Source organism: Caulobacter vibrioides (genome assembly GCF_002858865.1).
GTDB classification, from domain to species: Bacteria; Pseudomonadota; Alphaproteobacteria; order Caulobacterales; family Caulobacteraceae; genus Caulobacter; species Caulobacter vibrioides.
The window spans coordinates 1-22,812 of sequence record NZ_PJRR01000021.1 but is presented as its reverse complement, the minus strand read 5'-3'; the positions used below and the strand labels follow the sequence as shown (position 1 = coordinate 22,812).

Here is a 22,812-nt window from a genome sequence, read left to right as displayed (position 1 = left end):
ATGGTGCCGGCTGAGGGGATCGAACCCCCGACCTTCGGTTTACAAAACCGCTGCACTACCGCTGTGCTAAGCCGGCTTGGGCCAGTGACCCGAGGTCAGGGCTTATGCCGCCTGTCGTCGCGGACGGCAAGAGCGGCGCGAGGGTCGAAGACCTACAGATCAAACCGCACCCCCTGCGCCAGGGGCAGGGCGCCGGAGTAGTTCACCGTCGCGGTCTGGCGGCGCATATATTGCTTCCAGCTGTCGGAGCCGCTCTCGCGGCCGCCGCCGGTTTCCTTTTCACCGCCGAACGCGCCGCCGATCTCGGCGCCCGAGGGGCCGATATTGACGTTGGCGATGCCGCAGTCGCTGCCGGCGGCGGCCAGGAAGCGCTCGGCCTCGCGGACGTCGTTGGTCATCACGCAGGAGGACAGCCCCTGGGGCGCGTCGTTCTGAATCGCGATCGCCGCCTCGAAATCCGTGTACGGAACGACGTGCAGCAGCGGCGCGAAGGTCTCGCGCTGCATGCAGGGCGCGGGGGCTGACAGGCGGGCGAGGGCGGGGCGCACATAGTAGGCGTCGGGGTGTTCGTCGATCAGCACGCGTTCGCCGCCGGCGACGGTTCCGCCCTCGGCGCGGACCTGGTTCATCGCCGCGATGAAGGCGTCATAGGCGGTCTTGTCGATGAGCGGGCCCAGCAGGGTCTTGGGATCGCGCGGATCGCCGACCGACAGGCGCTGGAAGGCGGTGTCGACCGCGTCGGCGAGCTTGTCGACCAAGCTCTCGTGGACGATCAGGCGGCGCAGGGACGTACAGCGCTGGCCCGCCGTGCCCGCCGCCGAGAAGACGATGGCGCGCAGGGCGAGCGACAGGTCGGCCGAGGGCGTGACGATCATGGCGTTGTTGCCGCCCAGCTCCAGGATTGAGCGGCCGAAACGCTCGGCGACCATGGGGGCGACGGCCCGGCCCATGCGGGTGGAGCCGGTGGCGCTGACCAGCGGAATGCGCGGATCGCGCGCCAGTCGCTCGCCGGCGTCGCGGGCGCCCAGCACGACCGAGGAGAGACCCTGCGGCGCGTCGCCGAAGCGGGCGAGCGCGCGCTCCAGGATCGCCTGGGTGGCCAACGCCGTCAGCGGGGTTTTCTCGGACGGCTTCCAGATTACCGGATCGCCGCAGACCAAGGCCAGGCAGGCGTTCCAGGCCCAGACGGCGACGGGGAAGTTGAAGGCGCTGATCACCGCCACCGGCCCCAGCGGATGCCAGGTCTCGCGCATGGCGTGGCCGGGGCGCTCCGAGGCGATGGTCAGGCCGTGCAGTTGCCGCGACAGGCCCACGGCGAAGTCGCAGATGTCGATCATCTCCTGGACTTCGCCGGCGGCTTCCGACGCGATCTTGCCCGCCTCCAGGGTGACGAGGGCCGCCAGCTCCGCCTTGGCCGCGCGCAGTTCCTCGCCGAACAGCCGCACCAGCTCGCCGCGACGCGGGGCGGGGACCACGCGCCAGTCGGCGAAGGCGCGGCAGGCGGCGGCGACCTTGGCCTCGATCTGCCGGGCGTCGTCGTAGACGACATGGCCCAGGATCGCGCCGTCGATCGGGCCACGCACGGGCTCTCCGGCGTCGGCGGGCAGCGGCGGCGCGCCCAGCTTGGCCAGGATCTCGCGGGCATGGGCGGCGGGAGTCGGGAAGACTTGTGTCATGGCGCGAGGACACGCCGGGGCGGGGAGGCGGTCAAGTCCCCAGGCGGCCGAGCGCCGTTGCGAGTCTCGCGCCCAGAGGCTAGGGACGGGCAACGCAGGAGAACCCCTATGGCGCAGGCGAAACTCATCGACGGCAAGGCCTTCGCGGCCGATCTGAGGGCCAAGATCGCCGAGGAGGTCGCCGCCCTGAAGGCCGAGCATGGCGTGACGCCGGGCCTGGCGGTCGTGCTGGTCGGCGAGGATCCGGCCAGCCAGGTCTATGTCCGCAACAAGGGCGAGCAGACCACGGCGGCGGGCATGTATTCCGAGACCCATCGCCTGCCGGAAACCACCACCCAGGACGAGCTTCTGGCGGTCGTCGCCAAGCTGAACGCCGATTCCAAGATCCACGGCGTGCTGGTGCAGTTTCCGGTGCCGCCGCACATCAGCCAGATGGACGTCGTGGCCGCCCTGTCGCCCGACAAGGACGTCGACGGCCTTACCGTGACCAACGCCGGGCGCCTGGCCAGCGGCTTGCCGGCCCTGGCGCCCTGCACGCCGACCGGCTGCATGATGCTGATCAAGGACGCGATCGGCGACCTGAAGGGCAAGACCGCCGTCGTCATCGGCCGCTCGAACCTGATGGGCAAGCCGATGGCCCAGATGCTGCTGGCCGCCGACTGCACCGTCACCATCGCCCACTCGCGCAGCCAGGATCTGCCCTCGATCGTGCGTCAGGCCGACATCGTCGTGGCCGCCGTGGGCCGGGCCGAGATGGTCAAGGCTGACTGGGTGAAGCCCGGCGCCGTGGTCATTGACGTCGGCATCACCCGCTTCCCGGCCCGCGATTCCGAAGCCGCCGCCGCCGGCAAGACCCGGCTTGTCGGCGACGTCGCCTTCGACGAGGTTAGAGAGGTCGCCGGCGCGATTACGCCGGTTCCGGGGGGCGTTGGACCGATGACGATTGCTTGCTTGCTGGCCAATACGCTGACGGCGGCCAAGCGCCTGTCGGGGATCGCCTGATGCGCCGGGGGCTGGTTTTCGTCGCCGCCGCCCTCGTCGTTTCGGCCTGCGGGGCCAAGGTCCCGCCGCCGCCCACGCCCGAACAGGCCCTGGCGCTGCGCCCGGCCAATGCGCGACTGGCGAGCCTGTACGAGACCTCGTGCCACGCCTGCCACGCCATCCCGGAAACCGGCGCGCCGCTGGTGCATGATCGCGCCGCCTGGGACCCGCGTTGGAAGCAGGGCGAGGCGGTTTTGCTGGATCACACCATCCAGGGTTTCAACGCCATGCCGGCCACCGGCCAATGCGCGACTTGCACGCCGGACGATTTCAAGGCCCTGATACGCTTCATGGCGGGGCGAGACGACTCCGCGTCATAAGATACGGGGAGGCGGCATGATCTCGCGGCGTGGGGCTCTGATCGCAGGCGGAACGGGAGCGGCGGTGGTCGCCGGCGGCGCGGGCGCCGCCTACATGGTCGCCACCGGAGACAAGCCCGAGCCGCCGGCGCCCGCTTCGGTCAACGCGCAGGGCAAGGTGCTTTGGCGCAACTGGTCGGGCTTGCAGCACGCCTATCCCGCCGCCCGCCTGGCCCCCAAGGACGAGGGCGAGCTGGCCACCGCGCTGAAGGTCGCCCAGGCCCCGATCCGGCCCGTCGGCTCGGGCCACTCCTTCACGGCCCTGGCCCCGACCGACGGCACGCTGGTTTCGCTGGACTCGATGTCGGGGATCGTCGGCTGGGAGGGTGACGAGGCCATTGTGCGCGCGGGCACCCGCCTGGGCGCCTTGGGGCCGCTCCTGGCCGAGAAGGGGCGGGCTCTGGCCAACCTGCCCGACATCAACAAGCAGTCGCTGGGCGGCGCCCTGGGCACTGCGACCCATGGCACGGGGATCAAGATCCCGGCCATGCACGGCGACGTGACGGGCCTGCGGCTGGTCACGCCCTCGGGCAAGGTCATCGACGCCGACGCCAGCAACAACCCCGAGATCTTCCAGGCCGCCCGCGTTTCGATGGGCGCGCTGGGGGTGATCAGCCAGGTTCGGATGCGCACCAGCGCCAACCGCCGCCTGCGTCGCCGCGTCTGGCTGGAGCCCTTCGAGGAGGCCATGGCCAAGGCCGACGGCCGCTGGGCGCAGCATCGCAACTTCGAGTTCTATGCCGTCCCGTTCACCGGGCTGGCGGTGAACATCACCCACGACGAGACCGACGATCCGGCCGAGGCGCGCGGGCCTGACCAGGACGTGGAGTTCCTGCAGGCGTTGCGGGGCTTGCGGAACCTGCTGGGCTTCGCCACGCCGCTGCGCAAGGCGGCGGCCAAGGCGCTGCTGTCCTCGGCCAAGCCCGAAAGCTCCGTCGACGAGGGCTGGAAGCTGCTCTCGACCGAACGTCCTGTGCGCTTCAACGAGATGGAGTTCCATCTTCCGGTCGAGAACCAGCTGAAGGCCCTGGAAGAGGTGATGCGGACCATCGAGACCGAACGGCCCGACGTGTTCTTCCCGATCGAGGTCCGCCGTATCGCGGCCGATGACGCCTGGCTCTCGCCCTTCTACGGCGCGCCGCGCGGGTCCGTGGCGGTCCACGCCTACTACCGCGACGACTTCACCTTCCTGTATGAGCTCATCGAGCCCATCTTCCGCCGCTACGAGGGGCGTCCGCACTGGGGCAAGCTCCACACGCTGCGCGGCCGGCAGCTGGAAGCGATCTATCCGCGCTGGAAGGATTTCCTGGAGGTTCGCCAGGACCTGGACCCTGAGGCGCGGATGCTCAACCCGTACCTCAAGGGCCTGTTTGGTCTGATGTGATCAGCCGGCGGCGCCGAGATACTCGGCGACCCGCGCTTCGAGTTCGGTGCTCAGGGCCTTGCCGACCGGGTGGGTGTCGACCTTGATGTCGTCCCGCACGCAGGCCTTGATCGCGTCGATATGAGCGTCGACCAGGAACATCGGCGCCTTCAGGCGCGTGTCCGGATCGTCGATCAGCTTGCACAGCGAAGCGGCCAGCCGGGTGATCAACGGGAAATCGTAGGTGGCGCCGAGACCTTTCAGGTCGTGGGCCCGGAGATAGAGCGTCTCGACCGTCTGGGCGTTGAGACCCTCGGTCTTCACGGCCTGGCGGGCGGCTTCCAGCTTGACGATCTCATCGTTCAGCCATTGGCCGAAATTGCCCGAAAGGCTCTTGAGCGCGGCCTCGGCCTTGGCGATGGCCGCCATGTCGATGCCGCCACGCCCGCCCACCTTGAGCTTGAGCATGTTCGGCACCTGGATCACCTCAGCGGTGGTCTTCTCGGTCACACTTCGCCTCCCCAGCGGCGGTACAAGTTGGGTACGGCTAACATAGCAGGCGTTAACATTGCATGAGACCTGCGTTTTCGTGCGACCCAACGTCTCAGTTCTGCTCTGGACGTCGGGTTAAGCTGAGAACTGTTCGGCCAGAACCCGTTCTTCCAGGCTGCGGCCCGCGTCGAACAACATGGCCAGGGACGTGCCGCGATCCTCGGAGATGTGGACCTCCATCACGTCGCGGACCTCGAAGTTGTCCGCCACCGCGCTGACCGGGCGCTTGTCCGCCTCGAGAATCTCGAAGGTCACCCGGGCGGACTGCGGCAACAGGGCCCCGCGCCAGCGGCGGGGGCGGAAGGCGCTGATCGGGGTCAGGGCCAGCACGCGCCCGTCGATCGGGATGATCGGACCGTGGGCTGACAGGTTGTAGGCGGTCGATCCCGCCGGCGTCGCCAGCAGAGCGCCGTCGCAGACCAGTTCGCCCATCCGAACCTTGCCGTCGATGGAGATCCGCAGTTTGGCGGTCTGCCGGGTCTGGCGCAGCAGGGAGACCTCGTTGATCGCCAGCGCCCGGTGCTGGGTCCGCCGCGCGTCGATGGCGACCATGGCGAGCGGATGGATGACGGCGCGCTCGGCGGCGTTGATCCGCTCCAGCAGGCCGTCCTCGCTGTACTCGTTCATCAGAAAGCCGACCGAGCCGCGGTTCATCCCATAGATCGGGGTCTGGCTGGCGATCGCCTCGTGCAGGCTTTCCAGCATAAAGCCGTCGCCGCCGAGGGCGACGATCACCTGCGCGTTCTCCGGGCCGACATCGCCGTAGCGCGCTGCGAGACGTTCCCGCGCCTCTTGGGCCTCGGGCCTGTCGCTGCACTTGAACGCCAAGCGAGTCACGAACGGTTGCGGCTGGTACATGCGGCCAAGAGGCGGGAAGGCCGTGGTCTTGTCAAACCTGTCCGACGGCTTGCCGGAACGCCATGCCCGCAATGTCTGGCGTGAAGGGGCCAAAGGCGCTGGCCGCGCGGCGCACGCCCTCGTCGCCGCCACCGGGACGACCGCCGTTCAGCTGGCGCACATGCTCCAGGATCGTCGGAAAGACGCTGCGATCGATTCCGACAGCCGAACAGGCCAGGGCCAGGAGTTCAGGCCGGCTGGTGTCGATGGCGCGCCGGATCTGGGCCGGCTCGAACTTGCCCAGCCGCGCCAGGGCCATGACAAAGAGCTGGAGACGACCTTCTCGCAGCACGCGCAGAAGATAGCCTGGACGGAGTTGGCCGGCGGAATCGAGCTTCTCGATCAAAGCCCGCTCCATTTCCTCGCGGTCCTCATCGCCTTCGACAGGTCCGACAGCGACATCACTTTCGCCCTTGTGGGCGGCGCGCAGCGCTTCGTTGACGGCGGCCTGCATGCGCGCTGTGTCGAGCTGGAAGCGCGCGGTCAGCGCATCGCGAAGAGCCCGTCCGACCAGAAGATAGAGCTGCTCGGCCAGATCGCTGGAGAGTTTCGGGTGCCGGGCCAACGGCGACCGCAGCGCGACCACGTCGCGCGAGCGATTGACCAGCCGGCTCATGGCGTCGGGCGAGATTTCCGCGGTGTCGTTGGACGCCAGGGCGGTCATCACCGCCGGTTCGTCACGGCTGATGATCGCCTCAACGACCGGCGCCTTCAGATTCGGCCGACGGGCGATCTCGATCTGATGCTCCAGCGTGGCCTGAACCAGAAGGCGGATCAGATCGTGGTCCTGCAGGACGGGGCTGCGGGCGATGATCGGGCGCGCGATCTCGATTTCATCCAGCGCCATGATGTTGATCAGGGCCGACGGGGCCCAGTCCGCGTCGGCCAGACGCTCGGACAGACGTCGGCGGATATCGCGCTCGGTCTCGACCACCAGGGTCATGAAGATCGAGTTCAGCAGGGCCTGGATATCGGGATGGGTGGGCTCGCCACGCGCCTGGCCCGCCTCGCACAGGTCGATGATGCCGCTGAGCAGCCGCTCCCGATCGCCGGGTTCGCGACTGCGCGCCAGCATCATCAGCGAAGCGATCTCGACGGTCTGAATGGCTCCGCCTCCTCGAATCCGGAAGGTCCGTTAAGGATGACCTTGCGGCCCTCAAATGAAAACATGCTTAAACAGGGCAAAGACGCCGATGCGCCGTTACGCGTCGAGATGTCGCAAGCTTGAGTGGAGGAACTGTCGATGGCGCAAGACCTGATCCTGGCCCTGGACCAGGGCACCACCAGCACGCGCGCCATCCTGTTCGATCGGGCGGGGACGGCCCTGGGCGACGCCTCGCGTCCTCTGCGTCAAAGCTATCCGGCCGACGGCTGGGTCGAGCATGACGCCGAGGAGATCTACGCCGCCGCCGTCGCTGTGCTGCGCGAGGTCACCGAGGCCTCCGGGCGGATGGCGGACATCGCTGCGATCGGCGTCACCAACCAGCGCGAGACCGTGGTCGTCTGGGATCGGGCTACGGGCCGTCCGATCCATCCAGCCATCGTCTGGCAGGATCGCCGCACCGCTGACGTCTGTGCGCGCCTCAAGGCCGAGGGGCATGAGCCGAGGGTGACCGAGGTCACGGGCCTGCTGCTCGACCCCTATTTCTCGGCGACCAAGATCGCCTGGATCCTCGACAAGACACCCGGCGCCAGGGCCCGGGCGGAGGCCGGCGAGCTTTTGTGCGGCACCATGGACTGCTGGGTGATCTGGCGACTGACGGGTGGCGCCGTGCACGCGACCGACGCCACCAACGCTTCTCGAACCTTGCTGTTCGATATCGGCGCTCAGGCCTGGTCGAGCGAGATGCTGGCGTTGTTCAATGTGCCCTCGACGATCCTGCCGAAGGTGCTGGACTGCGTCGACGACTATGGCGCGACGCAGGCCGACATCCTGGGTCGCGAGGTCCCCATTCGGGGCGTGGCGGGCGATCAGCAGGCGGCGCTGATGGGGCAGGGCTGTGTCGCCCCGGGCCAGATGAAGGCCACCTACGGCACCGGCTGCTTCATGCTGATCAATACGGGGACTGACCGCGCCGTCTCGCGGGCGCGCCTGTTGACCACCGTCGCGGCGCGGGTCGGCGGCAAGACGACCTACGCGCTGGAAGGGTCGATCTTCGTTGCAGGCGCGGCGATCCAGTGGCTGGGCGAGGGGCTCGGAATCACGGGCGGTCCCCGCGCCGCCGAGGCGCTGGCCCGGGCGGCCAAGCCGGATCACGCGGTGGTGGTGGTTCCCGCGTTCACGGGTCTTGGCGCCCCCTGGTGGGACGCCGAGGCGCGGGGCGGGATCTTCGGTCTGACGCGCGATGCGGGACTACCCGAGATCGCCGCCGCCACCTTCGACGCCTGCGCGCTGCAGAGCCGCGACCTGATCGAGGCGATGCGCGCCGATGCGCCCACGGCCTTTGGCGAGGCGGCGCAACTGCGGATCGACGGCGGTATGGCCAAGAGCGCCTGGTTCTCGCAGCGCCTTGCCGACCTCACGGGGCTCTCGGTGCGTCGCGCCAGCTATCAGGAGACCACGGCCCTGGGGGCGGCGTTGTTCGCCGCCGTCGGCGCGGGTCTCTACGGGTCGATCGAAGAGGCCGCCGAAGCCAGTCCAGCCGCCGAGACCTTAGCGCCGGCCATGGACGACCATGTGCGGGAAGCCGCCTACGCCCGTTGGCTCGACGCGGTGCCGCGCGTTCGACTTTAGTTGATCACCCGTTGCGGTGACATCGCTGTCATGGTCTCTAGCCCGCAAACATCATAAGCGGAGGCCGCCATGACCACTCGACGCGCGATCCTTGGCGCGAGTGTCGCTCTGATCACCGGAGCGCCAGCGGCGGCGGCCTCGTCGAGCGCCTATCCCAGGATCGGCCGGATCCGTCGCCTGTCGCCTGAGCTGGATGCGATCCTTGATGTGACCGCGCCGATCGAACAGTTGGCCGATGGGATCACCTGGGCGGAGGGACCGGCCTGGGTCGCGAACGGAAGCTATCTGCTGTTCTCCGACGTGCCCGGCAACGTGATGCACCGGTGGGACGCAAAGGGCGGCAAGACCGATTTTCTGCGGCCCTCCGGCTATGATGGTCCGCCCACCAAGATCTTCCGCGAGGCCGGCACCAACGGTGCGATCATCAGCACGGCCGGTGAACTGCTGGTCTGCGACTGCGGCAACCGCGCTGTAGCGCGGATCGATCTTGCGACCCGCAAGAAGACGCTGCTGGCCACGACCTTCAACGGCAAGAAGTTCAACAGCCCCAACGATCTGGTCGAGGTTCTTCACGGACCGCTGAAGGGCTCGCTCTACTTCACCGACCCGCCCTACGGCCTCGAAGGGGGGGATGCGTCGCCGGCCAAGGAGCAGGCCTTCAACGGCGTCTACCTGCTGCGCCCGAACGGAGAGGTCGCCCTGGTCGATGGGTCGCTGAGTTTCCCCAACGGGGTGGGCCTGTCGCCGGACGGCCGGCGTCTGTATGTCGCCATCTCCGATCCCAAGCGTCCCGTGATCATGGCCTATGACCTGGCCGCCGACGGGCTGCCGACCGCTTCACGGGTCTTCTTCGACGCCTCTGACCTGCTGAAGGCCGGCGGCCCCGGCCTGCCGGACGGCATGAAGGTCGACGCCCAGGGACGGCTCTTCGCCAGTGGCCCTGGCGGCATCATGATCCTGACGCCGGACGCCAAGCTGCTGGGCGTGATCGAGACCGGCTTCCCGGCGGCCAATTGCGTATTCGGCGAGGACGGCGGGACGCTGTTCATCACCTCCAACCATCTCGTGGCGCGGGTGCGCACCAAGACCAAGGGGCTGGGGCGCTAGCGATGGAAACGATCAGCAAGAGAAGCCTTCTCGCCGCGGGTCTGGCGGCCGGCGTCGCCGGACTGCCGCGCGGCGCCTTCGCCGCTCAGCCGGGCCGCAAGTTGGGCTATGCGATCTTGGGCCTGGGCTACTACGCCACGCGCCTCATCATGCCGCGCTTCGCAGAGTGCGAGCACTCGCGCCTGGCCGCCCTGGTCAGCGGGACGCCCGAAAAGCTGAAAACCTACGGCGAGCAGTACGGGATCCCCGAGACGCACCGCTACAGCTACGAGACCTTCGACCGGATCATCGATAATCCCGATGTCGACATCGTCTATGTGATCACGCCCAACAGTCTGCACCGCTCCTTCACCGAGCGGGCCGCCAGGGCCGGCAAGCACGTGATGTGCGAAAAGCCGATGGCGAACACGGTCGCTGACTGCGAGGCGATGATCGCCGCCTGCAAGAAGGCCGGCCGCAAGCTGATGATCGGCTATCGCAGCCGCTTCCAGGCCCACAATATCGAAGCGATCAAGCTGGTGCGCGACGGCGCGCTGGGACCGGTGCGCACGGTGGTCACCGATCACGGCTTCACTATCGGCGATCCCAAGCAGTGGCGTTTGAACAGGGCGCTGGCCGGCGGCGGCAGCCTGATGGACATCGGCATCTACAGCCTGAACGCCGCGCGCTATCTCACGGGCGAGGAGCCTGTGGCCGTCAACGCCGTGGAGTCCACGGACCGATCCGATCCGCGCTTCGGTGAGGTGGAGGACATCATCAACTTCCAGCTCCTCTTCCCATCCGGCGCCACGGCCAACTGCGTGTCGGCCTACAGCGTCAACTGCAACCGCTATCGGGTGAGCGGGCCCAAGGGCTGGGTCGAGATCGACCCGGCGACCAGCTATCAGGGCCAGGCCATGCGGGCGCAACTGGGCGGTCCGCCCGCGCCGCGTGAACCGGCGCCACAGCCCAAGAACCAGTTCTCGGCCCAGCTGGATCACCTGTCCGAGTGCATCCTCACCGGCCGCGAGCCGATTGTCGGGGGCGACGATGGGCTGAAGGACCTTCGGGTGATCGAAGCGATCTACCGCGCCGCGCGCGAAGGGCGGACGGTCAAGCTGTGAGGGCGCTCCTCCTGATCGCCGCTCTGCTGGTCTCGACGGCGGCGTTGGCGCAGCAGCAGCTCCCGCTGTGGCCCAACGGCGCGCCGGGCTTCGAGAGCCGCAAGGCGATCCCGGAGCAGGCGGCCGACTACTGGGTCAAGAGCGTCAACAACCCGTCCATCACCGCCTATCTGCCGTCTAAGGAGACCGCCACCGGCGCGGCCCTGGTCGTGCTGCCCGGAGGTGGCCATCGGATCCTGGTCATCCACTCCGAGGGCGCGGACGTGGCCAAGGTGATGAACCCCAAGGGCGTGGCGGTCTTCGTGGTGAAGTACCGGCTCTTCCGGGAAGAAGGCTCGCCCTATACGATCGATCACGCCCGCCAGGATGCGGTCCGCGCCGTCCGCTATGTCCGCGCGCACGCCGCCGTGTTCGGCGTCGATCCGAAGCGGATCGGTCTCATGGGCTTCTCAGCCGGCGGCGAAGCGGTGAACCTCGCTGTCTATCAGGGCGCGGCGAACGATCCGAAGACGGACGCCGTCGATGCGGTCAGCGCGCGTCCCGATTTCCAGGTGCTGGTCTATCCCGGACCACTGGGCGTGCCTGAAAAGGTCCCCACCGACACGCCGCCGGCCTTCATCGTGGCGGCCAACGACGACGAATGCTGCTCGGCGCCGCCGGTCGACCTGCTGACCAGGTTCCGGGCCGCCAAGGTTCCGATTGAGTTCCACCTGTTCCAGTCCGGCGGGCATGCCTTCAACATGGGCTTGCGCAGCCACAAGGCTGCGCTCAAGGCGTGGCCGGATCGGCTTTTCGACTGGCTGGCGGATAACGGCTGGCTGAAGGCGGGCTAGCTGACCAGCGCCGCCTCGGTGGCGCGGACCAGGCCGTCAATGACGCCGGGCTCCGTGGAGGCGTGGCCCGCGTCCCAGATGATCTCGAAGCGCGCCTCGGGCCAGGCCTTGTGCAGGCGCCAGGCGCTGTCGAGCGGGGTGACGACGTCGAACCGGCCCTGGACGATCCAGCCCGGGATGCCGCGGATGCGGTCGATGTTCTTGAGGATCCAGTCGTCCTCGTCGAAGAAGCCCTTGTTGGTGAAGAAGTGGCTCTCGATCCGCGCGAAGGCGATCGCGAAGTCTTCCTCGTTGAACTTGGGCGGGCGCGCCTCGGGGCCGCGCAGCGAGATGGTGTCGCCCTCCCACTGGCTCCAGGCGGCGGCGGCCTCGAGCTGGACGCGGCGGTCCGGTGCGACCAGGCGGCGGTGATAGGCGGCCATCAGGTCGCCGCGCTCGTCCTCGGGGATCGGGGCCAGAAAGCGTTCCCAGGCGTCGGGAAACAGCATCGAGGCGCCGTCCTGATAGAACCAACGCAACTCCTTCTCCGTCAGCAGGAAGATGCCGCGCAGCACCAGGCCCTCGACCCGGTCCGGATGCTTGATGGCGTAGGCCAGGGCCAGGGTCGAACCCCAGGAGCCGCCGAACACGGTCCATTTCTCGACGCCCAGATGCTCGCGCAGGCGCTCGATATCCTCGATCAGGCTCCAGGTCGTGTTGTCGTCCAGGCTGGCGTTGGGGCGCGAGCGGCCACAGCCCCGCTGGTCGAACAGGGCCATCCGCCATTTGGCCGGATCGAAGAAGCGCCGCATGGTCGGGTTGACCGCGCCGCCCGGCCCCCCGTGCAGGATCACGCAGGGCTTGCCGCGCGGGTTGCCGCATTCTTCGTAGTAGATCTCGTGCGGACCGCTGGTGGGCATCCAGCCGAACGAAAACGGCTCGACCTCGCGGAAGAGGCTGCGGCGACCGACGGAACTCATGGCGGTTGCGGAGGCATAACGATCCATGGCCTCAGCCTAGCGCGTTCGGCGCGGCGTTGTGAACGGCGGATCGCGCCGGGTTCATGCGTTTCGTCGGGTTCTGTATGCTGCGCGCATGACTCAGATTCCGCCCGAAGACTATTCCGACGACGAGCTGCTGGCGATGCTCAAGCCGGTCCAGCTGGCGGAGCTGGATCGCCAGATCGGCGAGATGTTCGGGGCCGAGGGCGTGGACCGCGTCGAGGCTCTGTTCGCCATGGCCAACGTCTATTCGATGCGCGCGGCCGAGCGGGACGAGACCTCGGCCCTGGCCATGCTGCAGCTGGCCGCCGCCATGCGCCGCCGCGCCCAGGCGATGGTCGACGCCCGCAGCTGAGCTAAAGCGGGAAGCGGCGGTCCAGCCAGTCCAGGAGCGCGGCGTTCACCTCGGCGGGTTTTTCCTGCTGGGTCCAGTGGCCGCTGCCCTCGATCAGCACCTTCTCAAGGTCGCTGATCTGGTCGCCCATGCGATCGGCCATGGCGGGGGGCAGCACGACGTCCAACTCCGCCATGATCATCAGGCAGGGAATGCCGTCGACCCGGCGCGGCAGGGGCTCTGAACGCTCCCAGTTGCGGGTGAAGTTGCGATACCAGTTGATGCCGCCGGTGAAGCCGGTGCGCTGAAACGCCTCGACGAAGAAGGCCAACTCATCCGGCGTCAGGAACTGGTTGTCGTCGGTGGACGGCTCGTAGTGGGCGAGGGCGGTCTGCAAGGCCAGGCTGCGACGCTCGGCCGGCTGGGCCAGGAAGTCCTCCTGCGTGCCCTTGGGCTTGCGCATGAAGTAGCGAATGGTCTTTTCCACATCCGCGCCCAGCTGCGCATCGGCGACGCCCGGCTGCTGGAAGTGGACGATGTACATGTCGTCGCCATAGGCGTTGCGGTACATCTGGATCGGATCCAGCGGCAGGCGCGGGAAGAAGGGCGTGTTCAGCCCGATGATCCCGGCGACCCGGCTTGGGTGCATCAGCGGCAGTTGCCACACGACGATGCCGCCCCAGTCGTGACCGACGAAGATCGCTTTCTGCACGCCCAGATGGTCGAGCAGGCCGACAAGGTCGCCGGTCAGGTGCTCCATGTCATAGGCCTCCACCGCTTCGGGGCCTGGGGTCAGGCCATAGCCGCGCTGGTCTGGCGCGATCACCCAGCGCCCGGCGGCGGCGAGGGCGGCGATCTGGTGGCGCCACGAGAACGCCAGTTCGGGGAAACCATGGCAGAAGACGATCGGAACGCCCTGGCGCGGCCCGGCCTCGTAATAGGCCATGCGGATGCCGTTGACCTCGGCGTACTGCGGGGCGGGGAGAGCAGGGGCCTTTGAAGGGGTGTCCGTCATGAGCGCTCGTTCTCCCGCCGTTGTTATGTGATTGACGGTAAGCTGCTGCGTGCGCGCCAGCCCGGCAAGCGTCATTTCAGGTTTCCGTAGGGGCGAACGGGCGTAAAAGGGCGCGCATGACGAACGCCAGCCTGCCGCCCGCCCACGTTCCGTGGCGCCTTGTCCTGCTTCTGGGCGCGCTGACGGCCTTCGCGCCGATGTCGATCGACATGTATCTGTCGAGCCTTCCCTCGATCGGCCGGACACTGAACGCCGCCCCCGACCAGACCCAGGCGACCCTGGCGGCCTTCTTCGCGGGTATGGCCATCGGCCAGGTGTTCTACGGGCCGGCCTCTGACCGGTTCGGCCGTCGGCCGCCTCTGCTCGTCGGCGTTGGCCTGTTCATCGCCGCCTCGATCGTCTGCGCCGTCGCGCCGAACATCGAGACCCTGATCGCCGCGCGGTTCGTTCAGGCGCTGGGCGGCTGCGTGGGACCCGTGATCGCCCGCGCGGTGGTGCGTGACCGCTTCAGCCATACTGACACCGCGCGCGTCCTGTCGCTGATGACCCTGATCATGGGCCTGGCGCCGGTGCTGGCGCCGCAGCTGGGCGGGGTCGTCCAGTTCGTGGCGGGCTGGCGCGGGGTGTTCTGGGCTCTGGTGATGTTCGGCGTGCTGATCGCCGCCTGGGTGGTGCTGAGCCTGACCGAATCCCGCTCGGCGGCGACCGAGGCGCAGGCCCGCAGCGAAAATCCGCTGAAGGCCTATGTCGCGTTGTTCGGGATGCGCCGCCTGATGGGCTACGCCCTGGCGGGCGCGCTGAACGGGGCGGTGCTGTTCACCTACATCTCGGGCGCGCCGGATCTGGTGATGGGGACCTATGGCCACAGCCCGCTGGTGTTCAATCTGGTCTTCGCCTTCAACGCCGTCGGCATCATCGGCGCCAGCCAGATCAATCGTTTCCTGTTGCGCCGCTCAACGCCCGACCAGGTGCTGGCGCGCGCCAGTGTCGCCTCCATTGTCGCCGCGCTCCTGCTGACCCTGGCGGCCTGGACGGGCTTCGGCGGGCAATGGACCGTTCTGCCGCTGCTGTTCGCGGCGCTCTCGCTCTATGGACTGATGGGCGGCAACACCATGGCCGGAGCGCTCAGCGTCGATCCTCAGCGCGCCGGATCAACCTCCGCGCTGATGGGCTCGGCCTCGTTCGGGGCCGGGGCCGTGGCGTCCTGGGCGGGGGCTGCGCTGCACGACGGCACGCCACGTCCGGTGGCCGGCGTGATGTTCGCCTGTCTGGTCGGATCGGCCCTGGCGATCTTCCTGCTGGCCCTGCCGGGTGCGAAGAAGATTCAGGCCTGAGGCTGGTTGAAACCGCGCCAGGCCATCAGCGCCCAGCCGGCCATGAACGACAGCCCGCCCAACGGCGTGATCATGCCTAGAGCTCGCGGCGCGCCCAGCGCCATGGCGTAGAGCGATCCTGAGAACAGCAGAATTCCGACAAAGAACAGCGCCGTCACCAGTCCCATGCTCCGGGCGCCGGCCTTGTGCAGCGTGAAGGCGGCGAAGACGGCCAGGGCGTGGATCATCTGATACTGGGCGCCGGTCTTCAGCCACTCGACGGCCTTCCAGCCATCGATCCCATGCGCGGCGAAGGCGCCGAACGCCACGGCCAAGAGACCGTTGGCGGCCGCCAGGCCCGTCCAGGTCCGGGGTGTCCACCCTTCCATCGCCTTTACGCTCCGTCACTGTTGCAATCGTTCGCCGCGACCTTAACGTCGTTCACCTGCTCGTAAAGCCGGCCCGTCAGAGCGTCGGCGCGAACAGGGGAGGGACGGCATGGCGCTCACCTGGGGCGACGATTATCCGATCCATCAGACGCCCGAGCCCGTGGCCTACGCCGGCACGGATCGGAACTTCTATGATCGCTACTTCTTCAACGGTTACGCGCCCGAGGGCGACGGGGGCGACCTGTTCTTCGCCGCCGCGTTCGGCGTCTATCCGCACCTGAACATCGCCGACGCCTCGTTCTGCGTGATGAAGGACGGCAAGCAGGTCAATCTCCACGCCAGCCGCTGGTTGGGCATGGAGCGGATGGACCTGAGGGTCGGTCCGATTGCGATCGAGGTGCTGCAGCCGCTGCAACGCCTGAAACTGGTCGTGCAGGCCCCCGAACAGGGCGTCGCGGCCGAGATCGTGTTCGAGGGCCGCGCCTTCCCGATCGAGGAGCCGCGCTTCATCCGCCGCAACGGCCCGCGCGCCTTCATGGACTACACGCGTCTCACCCAGAACGGCCGCTATAGTGGCTGGGTGGAGGTCGACGGCGTCCGCACCACCGTCGAGGGCTTTGTCGGCACCCGCGACCGCTCTTGGGGCGTGCGGCCGGTCGGCGCGCGGGACCCGCAGGAGCCGGTTCCGCCCGTGCCGCCGCAGTTTTTCTGGCTGTGGAGCCCGTGCAATTTCGCCGACGGCAGCTTCTTCTTCCACACCAATGACGACGAGCTGGGCCGCCCCTGGAACCGCCGCGCGGTCTGGCTGGAGGATGGCGGGCGCGAGGAAGCGTTCGGCGGCTTTGCGGAATCGTCGTGCGCCATCCGCTGGAAGAGCGGCACGCGCCACGCCAGCGCGGCCAACCTCAACCTCGGCGAGGGCGGTTCGGTGACGATCACGCCCCAGACCGAGTTCTTCATGCTGGGCCTGGGCTATACCCATCCGGTCTGGGGGCACGGCCATAACCAGGGCGCGCTGAAGGTCGAGCGGGAAGACTTCGTGCTGGCGGACATCGACCGTCGCATGCCGCACCATCTGCATGTGCAGGCGCTGAGCCGCGTGACCTATGTCGACGGCGAGGGCCGTTCCCACGTCGGCCGGGGCGTCTTCGAGCAGCTGGCGATCGGGCCGCACGCGCCGTCCGGTTTCGCCTCGATCCTGGATCTGGCCCCATGAGCCTGACCGAGCGCCTTGAGGCGTATCTCTCGCGCATATGGTCGACGCCCGTAACGGTGTCGGACCTCTCGCGCATTCCCGGCGGCGCCAGCCGCGAGACCTACCGCTTCGCCGCCGTGGCGGAGGGGCAGGCGCATCCGCTGATCCTGCGCCGCGACCCGCCGGGCAGCCTGATCGAAACCGATCGAAATCTCGAATACCTGGCCTTCGAGTCGTTCCACGACTGCCTGCCCGTTCCGCGTCCTGTGGCGATGGAGCCCGAGGGCGCCGAACTGGAGCGGCCGTTCTTCATCATGGAACGGGTCGAGGGCGGGGCCGCCGCCTCGCCCTTCACGGTCGTTCCTTATGGCGAGCACGCCCGGACGATCGGCGAGCAGTTCTTTCGCATTCTTGGGACCATCGCGCGAGCCGATCCCACCGATCTGCCGCTGGCCAGGGTCGCCGAGCGTCCCGCGCCCGAGGATTGCTGGCGGATCGCGCTCGACCACTGGACCAAGGTCATCGAGGACGACCAGCAGCATCCGCAACCCATTGTCTGGGCGGCGATCCGCGCCTTGCGCCGCCGTCCGCCGCCGCCGGCCCAGGCGGTGCGCGTGGTGCACGGCGACTACCGGACGGGCAACTTCCTGCACGACGGGGCAGGCAAGATCCTGGCGATCCTCGACTGGGAGATGGTCCACCTGGGCGATCCGTTGGAGGACCTGGGCTGGGCGATGGATCCGCTGTGGGGGCATTTCGAGGTCGACAAGGTGGGCGGCATGCTGCCGCGCGACGAGGCCCTGGCCCTCTGGCGGGAGGTCAGCGGCCTCGAGGTCGATGAGCCGGCCCTGGCCTGGTGGTCGTTGTTCAACGCCGTGAAGGGTCAGGCGATCTGGACTTCGGCGGCCAAGGAATACCGCGACGGCGGATTCAAGGATCCGGTGCTGGCGATTTCGGGCTGGTACACCGCTCGCCGCCACGACCAGATCCTGGCCGAGGCGCTGCTGCGCATGGAGGGGCTGTCATGACGCCGAGCGTGTCCGATATCCTGGTCGGCAACTTCCTGTGCATGGCCGAGCCGGGACCGCCCGAACAGCAGGGCGAGTTCATGGCCGGGAAAGTCGCGGTGGTGGCGCTGCTGTCGCTGCTGGCCGCGCAGGAGGCCGAGCGGGGCGCGGCGGCGCGGGTGACCGAGAACGCGGCGATCCGCGAGGTGCTTTCGGAGGCGACCGCCGACTACGCCCTGTCCGCCGACTGGCCGGCCGATCCCGCCGAGCTCACGATCGGCGGTCTTGACCGCGTGAACGCCGCCCTGCGCCTGGCGCTGATCGGCCTGCATGAGGCGGTCGAGGCGCGGGGCGACGCGGCTCGTCACGACCGGATCCTGCGACTCTACGCGCGCATGGCCGACCTCAGACGTCTCGACCTGCCGCCGCTTCCGGGACGCTAGAGCCTGTCTGGTTTAGATGGAACCATCTAAACCAGATAAACAGGCTCTAAAATCAAACATTTAGAGCCCTTTAGCTTTAGATGATTCCATCTAAAGCTAAAGGGCTCTAGAGCGCCGTCAGCGGTGCTTGTTGTGCTGGGCGACTTCGTCCGGCGTGATGTCGATCAGGTCCGGGACGGCCGCGTTGTAGGCGGGCGTATGGTTCAGATCCATCACCACGCTGCGATGGCCCGTCCAGATCATGTGCGCGGCCACATAGAGCACGATGGCCAGGCCGACGAAGCCGATCCAGCGGTGCTTGTGCAGCAGGTTGGCGATGGCCGTAGCGGCCACGCCCATCAGCACGATCGACAGCAAGAGGCCGAAGATCAGGATGCCCGGATGCTCGCGGGCGGCGCCGGCGACGGCCAGGACGTTGTCCAGCGACATCGAGACGTCGGCGATCAGCACCTGCAGGAACGCGGCCTTGAAGGTCTTGTTCGGACGCGCCCGGGGTTCGGTGCTGGGATCATCGTCGATCATGGCCATGGCGTCGGCCTCGTCGTGCGTGGTCTGCTCACGCAGTTCGCGCCACATCTTCCAGCAGACCCAGAGCAGCAGGAAGCCGCCGGCCAGCAAGAGGCCCACCACGCCCAGCAGCCAGGTGGTGATCAGGGCGAAGGTGATCCGCAGCAAGACCGCCGCGCCTAGGCCGTAGAGAATGACCTTCTTGCGCTCCTTGGCGGGCAGGCCGCCGGCCGCCAAGCCCACGGCCACGGCGTTGTCGCCGGCCAGGACGAGGTCGATCATCAGGACTTGCAGAAGGGCGGTCAGCGGGCCTTGGAAGGCGCCGAGCTGGGCGATCAGGGCGTCAAACATGGCCTCTCAATGCTGTGGCGCGCCGGACGATGCAAGGCGCAAACGCCTTTTCACGACGGATCAGAAAAGAAAGAGCCCCGGATCGTGGGATCCGGGGCTCTGGGTTCTGAACCTGCGCTCGACCTAGTGGTGAGCGTGCTCAAGTTCCTTTTTGGGCGCGTCGTGGTGACCGTGGCCATGGTCTTCGTGATGGCCGTGGTCATCATGTCCGTGGCCGCCGTGACCATGGGCGTCATGGCCGTGATCGTCGTGGCCGTGTCCATGGTCGTCATGGCCGTGGCCGTGATCATCGGCATGGCTGGCCGGGGTCACATGGGCGGTGTGCTCGGCATGGGCGTGATGGGCGCCATGGTCGTGGCCGTGGGCATGATCGTCGTGGCCATGCGCATGATCATCGTGACCATGCCCGTGATCGTCGTGGCCGTGACCATGATCGTCGTGGCCATGGCCGTGATCATCATGCCCGTGAGCAGCATCGTGCCCATGGTGGTCGGCGTGGCTCGCGGTGGTCGCGGCCACCATCGGGTTCACGTACGAAACGTGCTCAGCCGGGGCGTGGGGTTCAGGGTGGGCGTGGGCGTGAAGATCCGCCCCGTGCCCGTGATCGTCATGACCGTGGGCGTCGTGGCCATGATCATCGTGGCCGTGGCCGTGGTCGTCATGGCCGTGGTGATCATCATGGCCATGCCCGTGGTCGTGGTGATCGTCATGGTGCGCCACAGCCGAGGCCGCGACCGCACCGGCCGCTGCGCCGCCGGCGGCGGCGAGGAACGGGTTCACGTGCGACACGTGGGTGCTGGCCGGAGGCGCCTCGAACTCCATCTCGTTGCGCCCGTAGTCGGTCAGCGTGCGGTACTTGCGCTGGCTTTCGGCCTTGCGGCGCGAAGCGGCGACGCTGCGCGACACGCCCACCAGAATGATCAGCGCCAGAAGCACCAGAGCCGCACCCAGCAGGGTCTTGATCGGCGTCGGGCCAAGGCCGGGCAGCGAGATCGTGCCGTTCAAGGCGCCCAGGTCGAGCTTGTCGAGGCCCTTCTTGGCCTCTTGCGGCAGGGCTGCGACGCGCTTGCTGATCTCACCCAGGGAGAAGCCTTGCGGTTCCTTCGCGCCGGTCAGTTCGACACCGAACTCCGACTTCAGTTCGCCCTTGGCCTCGGCGCCGGGCTTGACCTGCCAGGCGAAGGTGGTCGGCTCGCCCGCCTTCACGACCGCCGTCTGACGCCCGTTCGGGGTGATCTCATAGCCTTCGCCCTGCAGTTCGGCATAGGCGCTGGTCTTGCTGGCCGCCTTGGTCAAACCGAGCTTGGCGGCTTCCTTCTGGATCATCTCGCCCAGGGTCGCCGGAAGCGACAGGGTCACTTGGCCAGGCTGGCCCTTGCCGAGGGTTTCGCCGGTCGCCAGGACCGCGCCGTTGGTCGCGGCGGGCGCGACGGCGGCCTGCAGTTGTTCAAGCTTGGTGGCGGGCTTGGCCGGGGCCGGAGCCGCAGCGGGCGCCGCAGCAGCGACCACGGGCGGCTTGGCCAGCGGCGCGGCGGGTTGCGCGGGCTGGACGGCCTTCACCGGCGCGGGCGCCGGGGCGACCGTCTTCGGCGTCACGGGCTTGACCGCCGCGACGACAGCCGGCTTGGCCGGCGCCGAGGAGCCCTGCGTCTGGACCTTGGCGTGGACGCGCTTGGGCGCCGACGAGGCGGCGTGCGGCGCGCTCTTGGGATTGGGGATCGGCCGCATCGCCGTGACCAGGGTGCCGTCCGGACGGCGCCAAGTCTTCAGGTGGCTGTTATGCGACGGGGGCGGCGGGCGCGCCGCGTCGGCTTTCGCCTGAGCCTGGGCCTGCGCCGAGGCGTCAGCGACCGGCCCGCCCAAAAGTCCGTCCTGCGCTGGGGCGGTGCTGGGCGGCGGCGCGCCCATCAGCTCCGGCGGTGACGACGATTTCTGGTGATCGCTTGGTGGCGGCGCCGAGGCGACCGGATCGCCCGCACTACAGCCCGCCAGCGCAAGAACGCCTGCCGCGGCGGTCGCCAAGGCGGCCAAGCGTATATTACGTCCAAACATCGGGTCCCCCGATCCCATGTCAGATTTCTCCGCGGAGCAGCGCTCGCGGACCGCTGTTCGCGAGAAAAGCACGAGCTTGCGACGAAATCAAAACGGTTAAGAGAGATTCACGAAACGATTTCGTCCACCGCGCGAACTTTCGAGGCTTCGTAGAGGGCGATCGCCGCGGCGGCCGAGACATTCAGGCTCTCGAAACCGCCAGGCATCGGGATCTTGCCGAGGGCGTCGCAATGCTCGGCCACCAGCCGCCGGACGCCTTCGCCCTCCGAACCCAGAACGAGCACCGTCGGCTGGCTGTCGAGCACGGCGTCCAGGCTTTGTTCGGCTTCGCCGGCCAGGGCCACCGCCCGCCAGCCCAGATCGGCCAGCTCCTCCAGCGCTCGGGAAAGATTGACCACGCGCGCGTAGGGGGCCTTGTCCACGGCGCCGACGGCGGTTTTGGCCAGCACGCCGGAGAGGGCGGGGGCGTGGCGGTCCTGCAGGATCACGCCCTTGGCCCCGAACGCAGCGGCCGAGCGGAAGATCGCGCCGATGTTCTGCGGGTCGGTGATCTGGTCGAGCATGACCAGGAAGCCCTTCGCCGGGGTCCCCAGTTCAGCGATCGTCAGCGGCTCAGGCTCGTCGATCTTCAGGGCCAGTCCTTGGTGCACGGCGCCCTGGGGAAGCTGCTTGGCGATCTCCTGGCCTTCCATCACCTGCAGGCACGTCAGCTTTTGCAGATGCGGCGCGAGTCGCTTGGCCCGATCAGGCGTCGCCAGAAGCCGCTTGGGAGCGGGTCGGCGAGGGTTGGCGAGCGCCGCCTCGACCGCGTGAGTCCCCCAAATCCAGTCCTTGGCGTCGCCTTGGCCTCTGGAAAAGTCGTTCTGTTTCCGGGGCTTGGAACGAAAATCGCGTCCTTGTGCAGAAGGACGTTTCCGGTCGTTGCGTTCGGAATGAGAGGACACTATAAGACGCGCTCCGATTTGGGGCCCCGAGGGCTTCTCGGCCAGCCGGCGCTGCTCTTAGCATCGTCCGTCACCGGTCCAAGAAGCTTTTGTTTCGCATCGGCGTTTGACGGCTTGCCGTCGCGCGTCGAAGCGGATAAAGGCCGCCGGCTTCGGAACTCCATCGCGTGCTTGGGGGAATGTCCCGAGTGGCAAAGGGGGGGGACTGTAAATCCCCTGGCGTAAGCCTTCGTAGGTTCGAGTCCTACTTCCCCCACCATGCGCGCGATGAGTTCCGGAAGGCAGCGCCCTTTAAAAAGCATGGGGGCGTCCCAGAGCCGAAAGACCGGGAGCCGATCGCGACCCCGCTAGCACCAGATGGGTGATTGGGCGGGTATAGCACAATGGTAGTGCAGCAGCCTTCCAAGCTGAGGATGCGGGTTCGATTCCCGCTACCCGCTCCAGCTCCCTGAAGAGTTATTCCCAACAACCCAGCCGCCGGCGCGAAGGTAGAGACGATGGCCAAGGAAAAGTTCGAACGTACTAAGCCGCACTGCAACATCGGCACCATTGGTCACGTTGACCATGGCAAGACGACGCTGACCGCCGCGATCACGATGACGCTGGCGAAGTCGGGC

At 67.9% G+C, this 22,812-nt stretch carries 23 protein-coding genes and 3 tRNA genes; 15 read left to right on the top strand and 11 right to left on the bottom strand.

Going from position 1 to position 22,812, the window contains the following annotated elements; genetic code table 11:
* Position 1: 1 nt before the first annotated feature.
* A tRNA-Thr gene (locus CVUC_RS17500) sits at positions 2 to 76 on the bottom strand.
* Positions 77 to 152: 76 nt separating this feature from the next.
* A complete protein-coding gene (locus tag CVUC_RS17495; protein WP_096032912.1) occupies positions 153 to 1,676 on the bottom strand; it encodes an aldehyde dehydrogenase family protein in 1,524 nt (507 codons plus the stop codon).
* Positions 1,677 to 1,784: 108 nt separating this feature from the next.
* On the opposite strand from CVUC_RS17495, the gene folD reads away from it, so the two are divergent.
* The 3 genes from folD to CVUC_RS17480 are packed head-to-tail and all read left to right on the top strand — an operon-like array spanning position 1,785 to position 4,460.
* Positions 1,785 to 2,678, top strand: a complete 894-nt coding sequence (gene folD / locus CVUC_RS17490) for a bifunctional methylenetetrahydrofolate dehydrogenase/methenyltetrahydrofolate cyclohydrolase FolD (protein WP_096032913.1) — start codon at positions 1,785 to 1,787, stop codon at positions 2,676 to 2,678.
* Positions 2,678 to 3,037: a c-type cytochrome gene (locus tag CVUC_RS17485; protein WP_010919100.1), complete on the top strand. Its 360-nt coding sequence runs from the start codon at positions 2,678 to 2,680 to the stop codon at positions 3,035 to 3,037. Before folD ends, CVUC_RS17485 begins: the two co-directional genes overlap by 1 nt.
* Before the next feature lie 16 nt (positions 3,038 to 3,053).
* A complete protein-coding gene (locus CVUC_RS17480) occupies positions 3,054 to 4,460 on the top strand; it encodes a D-arabinono-1,4-lactone oxidase (protein WP_096032914.1) in 1,407 nt (468 codons plus the stop codon).
* Here the strand turns inward: CVUC_RS17480 and CVUC_RS17475 are convergent, their stop codons facing one another.
* The 3 genes from CVUC_RS17475 to CVUC_RS17465 form a co-directional block, all read right to left on the bottom strand.
* Entirely contained in the window at positions 4,461 to 4,949 is a 489-nt protein-coding gene (locus CVUC_RS17475) for a hypothetical protein (RefSeq protein ID WP_024265683.1), read from the bottom strand.
* A 117-nt stretch (positions 4,950 to 5,066) separates the two neighbouring features.
* Positions 5,067 to 5,849, bottom strand: a complete 783-nt coding sequence (locus tag CVUC_RS17470) for an NAD kinase (protein WP_096032915.1) — start codon at positions 5,847 to 5,849, stop codon at positions 5,067 to 5,069.
* Positions 5,850 to 5,880: 31 nt separating this feature from the next.
* Entirely contained in the window at positions 5,881 to 6,966 is a 1,086-nt protein-coding gene (locus CVUC_RS17465) for a DUF2336 domain-containing protein (RefSeq protein ID WP_012640181.1), read from the bottom strand.
* Positions 6,967 to 7,131: 165 nt separating this feature from the next.
* Between CVUC_RS17465 and glpK the strand changes: the two genes are divergently transcribed.
* The 4 genes from glpK (at position 7,132) to CVUC_RS17445 (ending at position 11,665) form a co-directional block, all read left to right on the top strand.
* Positions 7,132 to 8,622, top strand: a complete 1,491-nt coding sequence (gene glpK, locus CVUC_RS17460) for a glycerol kinase GlpK (RefSeq protein WP_010919105.1) — start codon at positions 7,132 to 7,134, stop codon at positions 8,620 to 8,622.
* A gap of 69 nt (positions 8,623 to 8,691) precedes the next feature.
* Entirely contained in the window at positions 8,692 to 9,729 is a 1,038-nt protein-coding gene (locus tag CVUC_RS17455; protein ID WP_101685855.1) for an SMP-30/gluconolactonase/LRE family protein, read from the top strand.
* Positions 9,636 to 10,832: a Gfo/Idh/MocA family protein gene (locus CVUC_RS17450; RefSeq protein WP_164468096.1), complete on the top strand. Its 1,197-nt coding sequence runs from the start codon at positions 9,636 to 9,638 to the stop codon at positions 10,830 to 10,832. The genes CVUC_RS17455 and CVUC_RS17450 overlap by 94 nt, the downstream gene beginning before the upstream one ends.
* Positions 10,718 to 11,665: an alpha/beta hydrolase gene (locus tag CVUC_RS17445; protein WP_164468097.1), complete on the top strand. Its 948-nt coding sequence runs from the start codon at positions 10,718 to 10,720 to the stop codon at positions 11,663 to 11,665. The genes CVUC_RS17450 and CVUC_RS17445 overlap by 115 nt, the downstream gene beginning before the upstream one ends.
* Here CVUC_RS17445 and pip read toward each other — a convergent pair.
* Positions 11,662 to 12,651, bottom strand: coding sequence for a prolyl aminopeptidase (gene pip, locus CVUC_RS17440; RefSeq protein ID WP_096032918.1), 990 nt, complete (start codon positions 12,649 to 12,651; stop codon positions 11,662 to 11,664). The genes CVUC_RS17445 and pip overlap by 4 nt on opposite strands.
* Positions 12,652 to 12,739: 88 nt before the next feature.
* Between pip and CVUC_RS17435 the strand changes: the two genes are divergently transcribed.
* Positions 12,740 to 13,000: a low temperature requirement protein A gene (locus CVUC_RS17435; protein ID WP_096032919.1), complete on the top strand. Its 261-nt coding sequence runs from the start codon at positions 12,740 to 12,742 to the stop codon at positions 12,998 to 13,000.
* 1 nt (position 13,001) lies between these two features.
* Here CVUC_RS17435 and CVUC_RS17430 read toward each other — a convergent pair whose 3' ends face one another.
* The gene (locus tag CVUC_RS17430; RefSeq protein WP_096032920.1) at positions 13,002 to 13,994 is read right to left on the bottom strand and encodes an alpha/beta fold hydrolase; all 993 of its coding nucleotides are present in this window, start codon (positions 13,992 to 13,994) and stop codon (positions 13,002 to 13,004) included.
* Positions 13,995 to 14,110: 116 nt separating this feature from the next.
* Here CVUC_RS17430 and CVUC_RS17425 point away from each other — a divergent pair, with 116 nt between their 5' ends.
* A complete protein-coding gene (locus tag CVUC_RS17425; RefSeq protein WP_096032921.1) occupies positions 14,111 to 15,328 on the top strand; it encodes a multidrug effflux MFS transporter in 1,218 nt (405 codons plus the stop codon).
* Here the strand turns inward: CVUC_RS17425 and CVUC_RS17420 are convergent.
* Positions 15,319 to 15,696 (bottom strand): DUF423 domain-containing protein, encoded by a 378-nt coding sequence (locus tag CVUC_RS17420; protein ID WP_096032922.1) that lies wholly within the window; start codon positions 15,694 to 15,696, stop codon positions 15,319 to 15,321. The two genes, CVUC_RS17425 and CVUC_RS17420, sit on opposite strands and share 10 nt — an antisense overlap.
* Before the next feature lie 109 nt (positions 15,697 to 15,805).
* Between CVUC_RS17420 and CVUC_RS17415 the strand changes: the two genes are divergently transcribed.
* From CVUC_RS17415 to CVUC_RS17405, 3 genes are read left to right on the top strand one after another with little or no spacing between them, the layout of a single operon-like run.
* Entirely contained in the window at positions 15,806 to 16,912 is a 1,107-nt protein-coding gene (locus CVUC_RS17415; protein ID WP_096032923.1) for a hypothetical protein, read from the top strand.
* Positions 16,909 to 17,919 (top strand): phosphotransferase family protein, encoded by a 1,011-nt coding sequence (locus CVUC_RS17410; protein ID WP_096032924.1) that lies wholly within the window; start codon positions 16,909 to 16,911, stop codon positions 17,917 to 17,919. Before CVUC_RS17415 ends, CVUC_RS17410 begins: the two co-directional genes overlap by 4 nt.
* Complete coding sequence (locus CVUC_RS17405; RefSeq protein WP_096032925.1) at positions 17,916 to 18,341, top strand: hypothetical protein; 426 nt, start codon at positions 17,916 to 17,918, stop codon at positions 18,339 to 18,341. Before CVUC_RS17410 ends, CVUC_RS17405 begins: the two co-directional genes overlap by 4 nt.
* A gap of 117 nt (positions 18,342 to 18,458) precedes the next feature.
* On the opposite strand, the gene CVUC_RS17400 is transcribed toward CVUC_RS17405, so the two are convergent.
* The 3 genes from CVUC_RS17400 to rlmB all read right to left on the bottom strand — a co-directional run bounded on the left by CVUC_RS17400 (position 18,459) and on the right by rlmB (position 22,195).
* Positions 18,459 to 19,199 carry a TerC family protein gene (locus tag CVUC_RS17400; RefSeq protein ID WP_010919117.1) on the bottom strand — a complete coding sequence of 247 codons (741 nt, stop codon included), beginning with the start codon at positions 19,197 to 19,199 and terminating at the stop codon, positions 18,459 to 18,461.
* A gap of 123 nt (positions 19,200 to 19,322) precedes the next feature.
* Positions 19,323 to 21,251, bottom strand: a complete 1,929-nt coding sequence (gene stpX, locus CVUC_RS17395) for a stalk-specific protein StpX (protein WP_096032926.1) — start codon at positions 21,249 to 21,251, stop codon at positions 19,323 to 19,325.
* A gap of 107 nt (positions 21,252 to 21,358) precedes the next feature.
* Positions 21,359 to 22,195 carry a 23S rRNA (guanosine(2251)-2'-O)-methyltransferase RlmB gene (gene rlmB / locus CVUC_RS17390; RefSeq protein ID WP_010919119.1) on the bottom strand — a complete coding sequence of 279 codons (837 nt, stop codon included), beginning with the start codon at positions 22,193 to 22,195 and terminating at the stop codon, positions 21,359 to 21,361.
* Positions 22,196 to 22,368: 173 nt separating this feature from the next.
* On the opposite strand from rlmB, the gene CVUC_RS17385 reads away from it, so the two are divergent.
* From CVUC_RS17385 to CVUC_RS17375, 3 genes are all read left to right on the top strand, one after another.
* Positions 22,369 to 22,454, top strand: a tRNA-Tyr gene (locus CVUC_RS17385).
* Positions 22,455 to 22,564: 110 nt separating this feature from the next.
* A tRNA-Gly gene (locus CVUC_RS17380) sits at positions 22,565 to 22,638 on the top strand.
* Positions 22,639 to 22,692: 54 nt separating this feature from the next.
* Positions 22,693 to 22,812 (top strand): GTP-binding protein (locus CVUC_RS17375; RefSeq protein ID WP_236849606.1); only part of this gene is annotated, 120 nt, incomplete at its 3' end.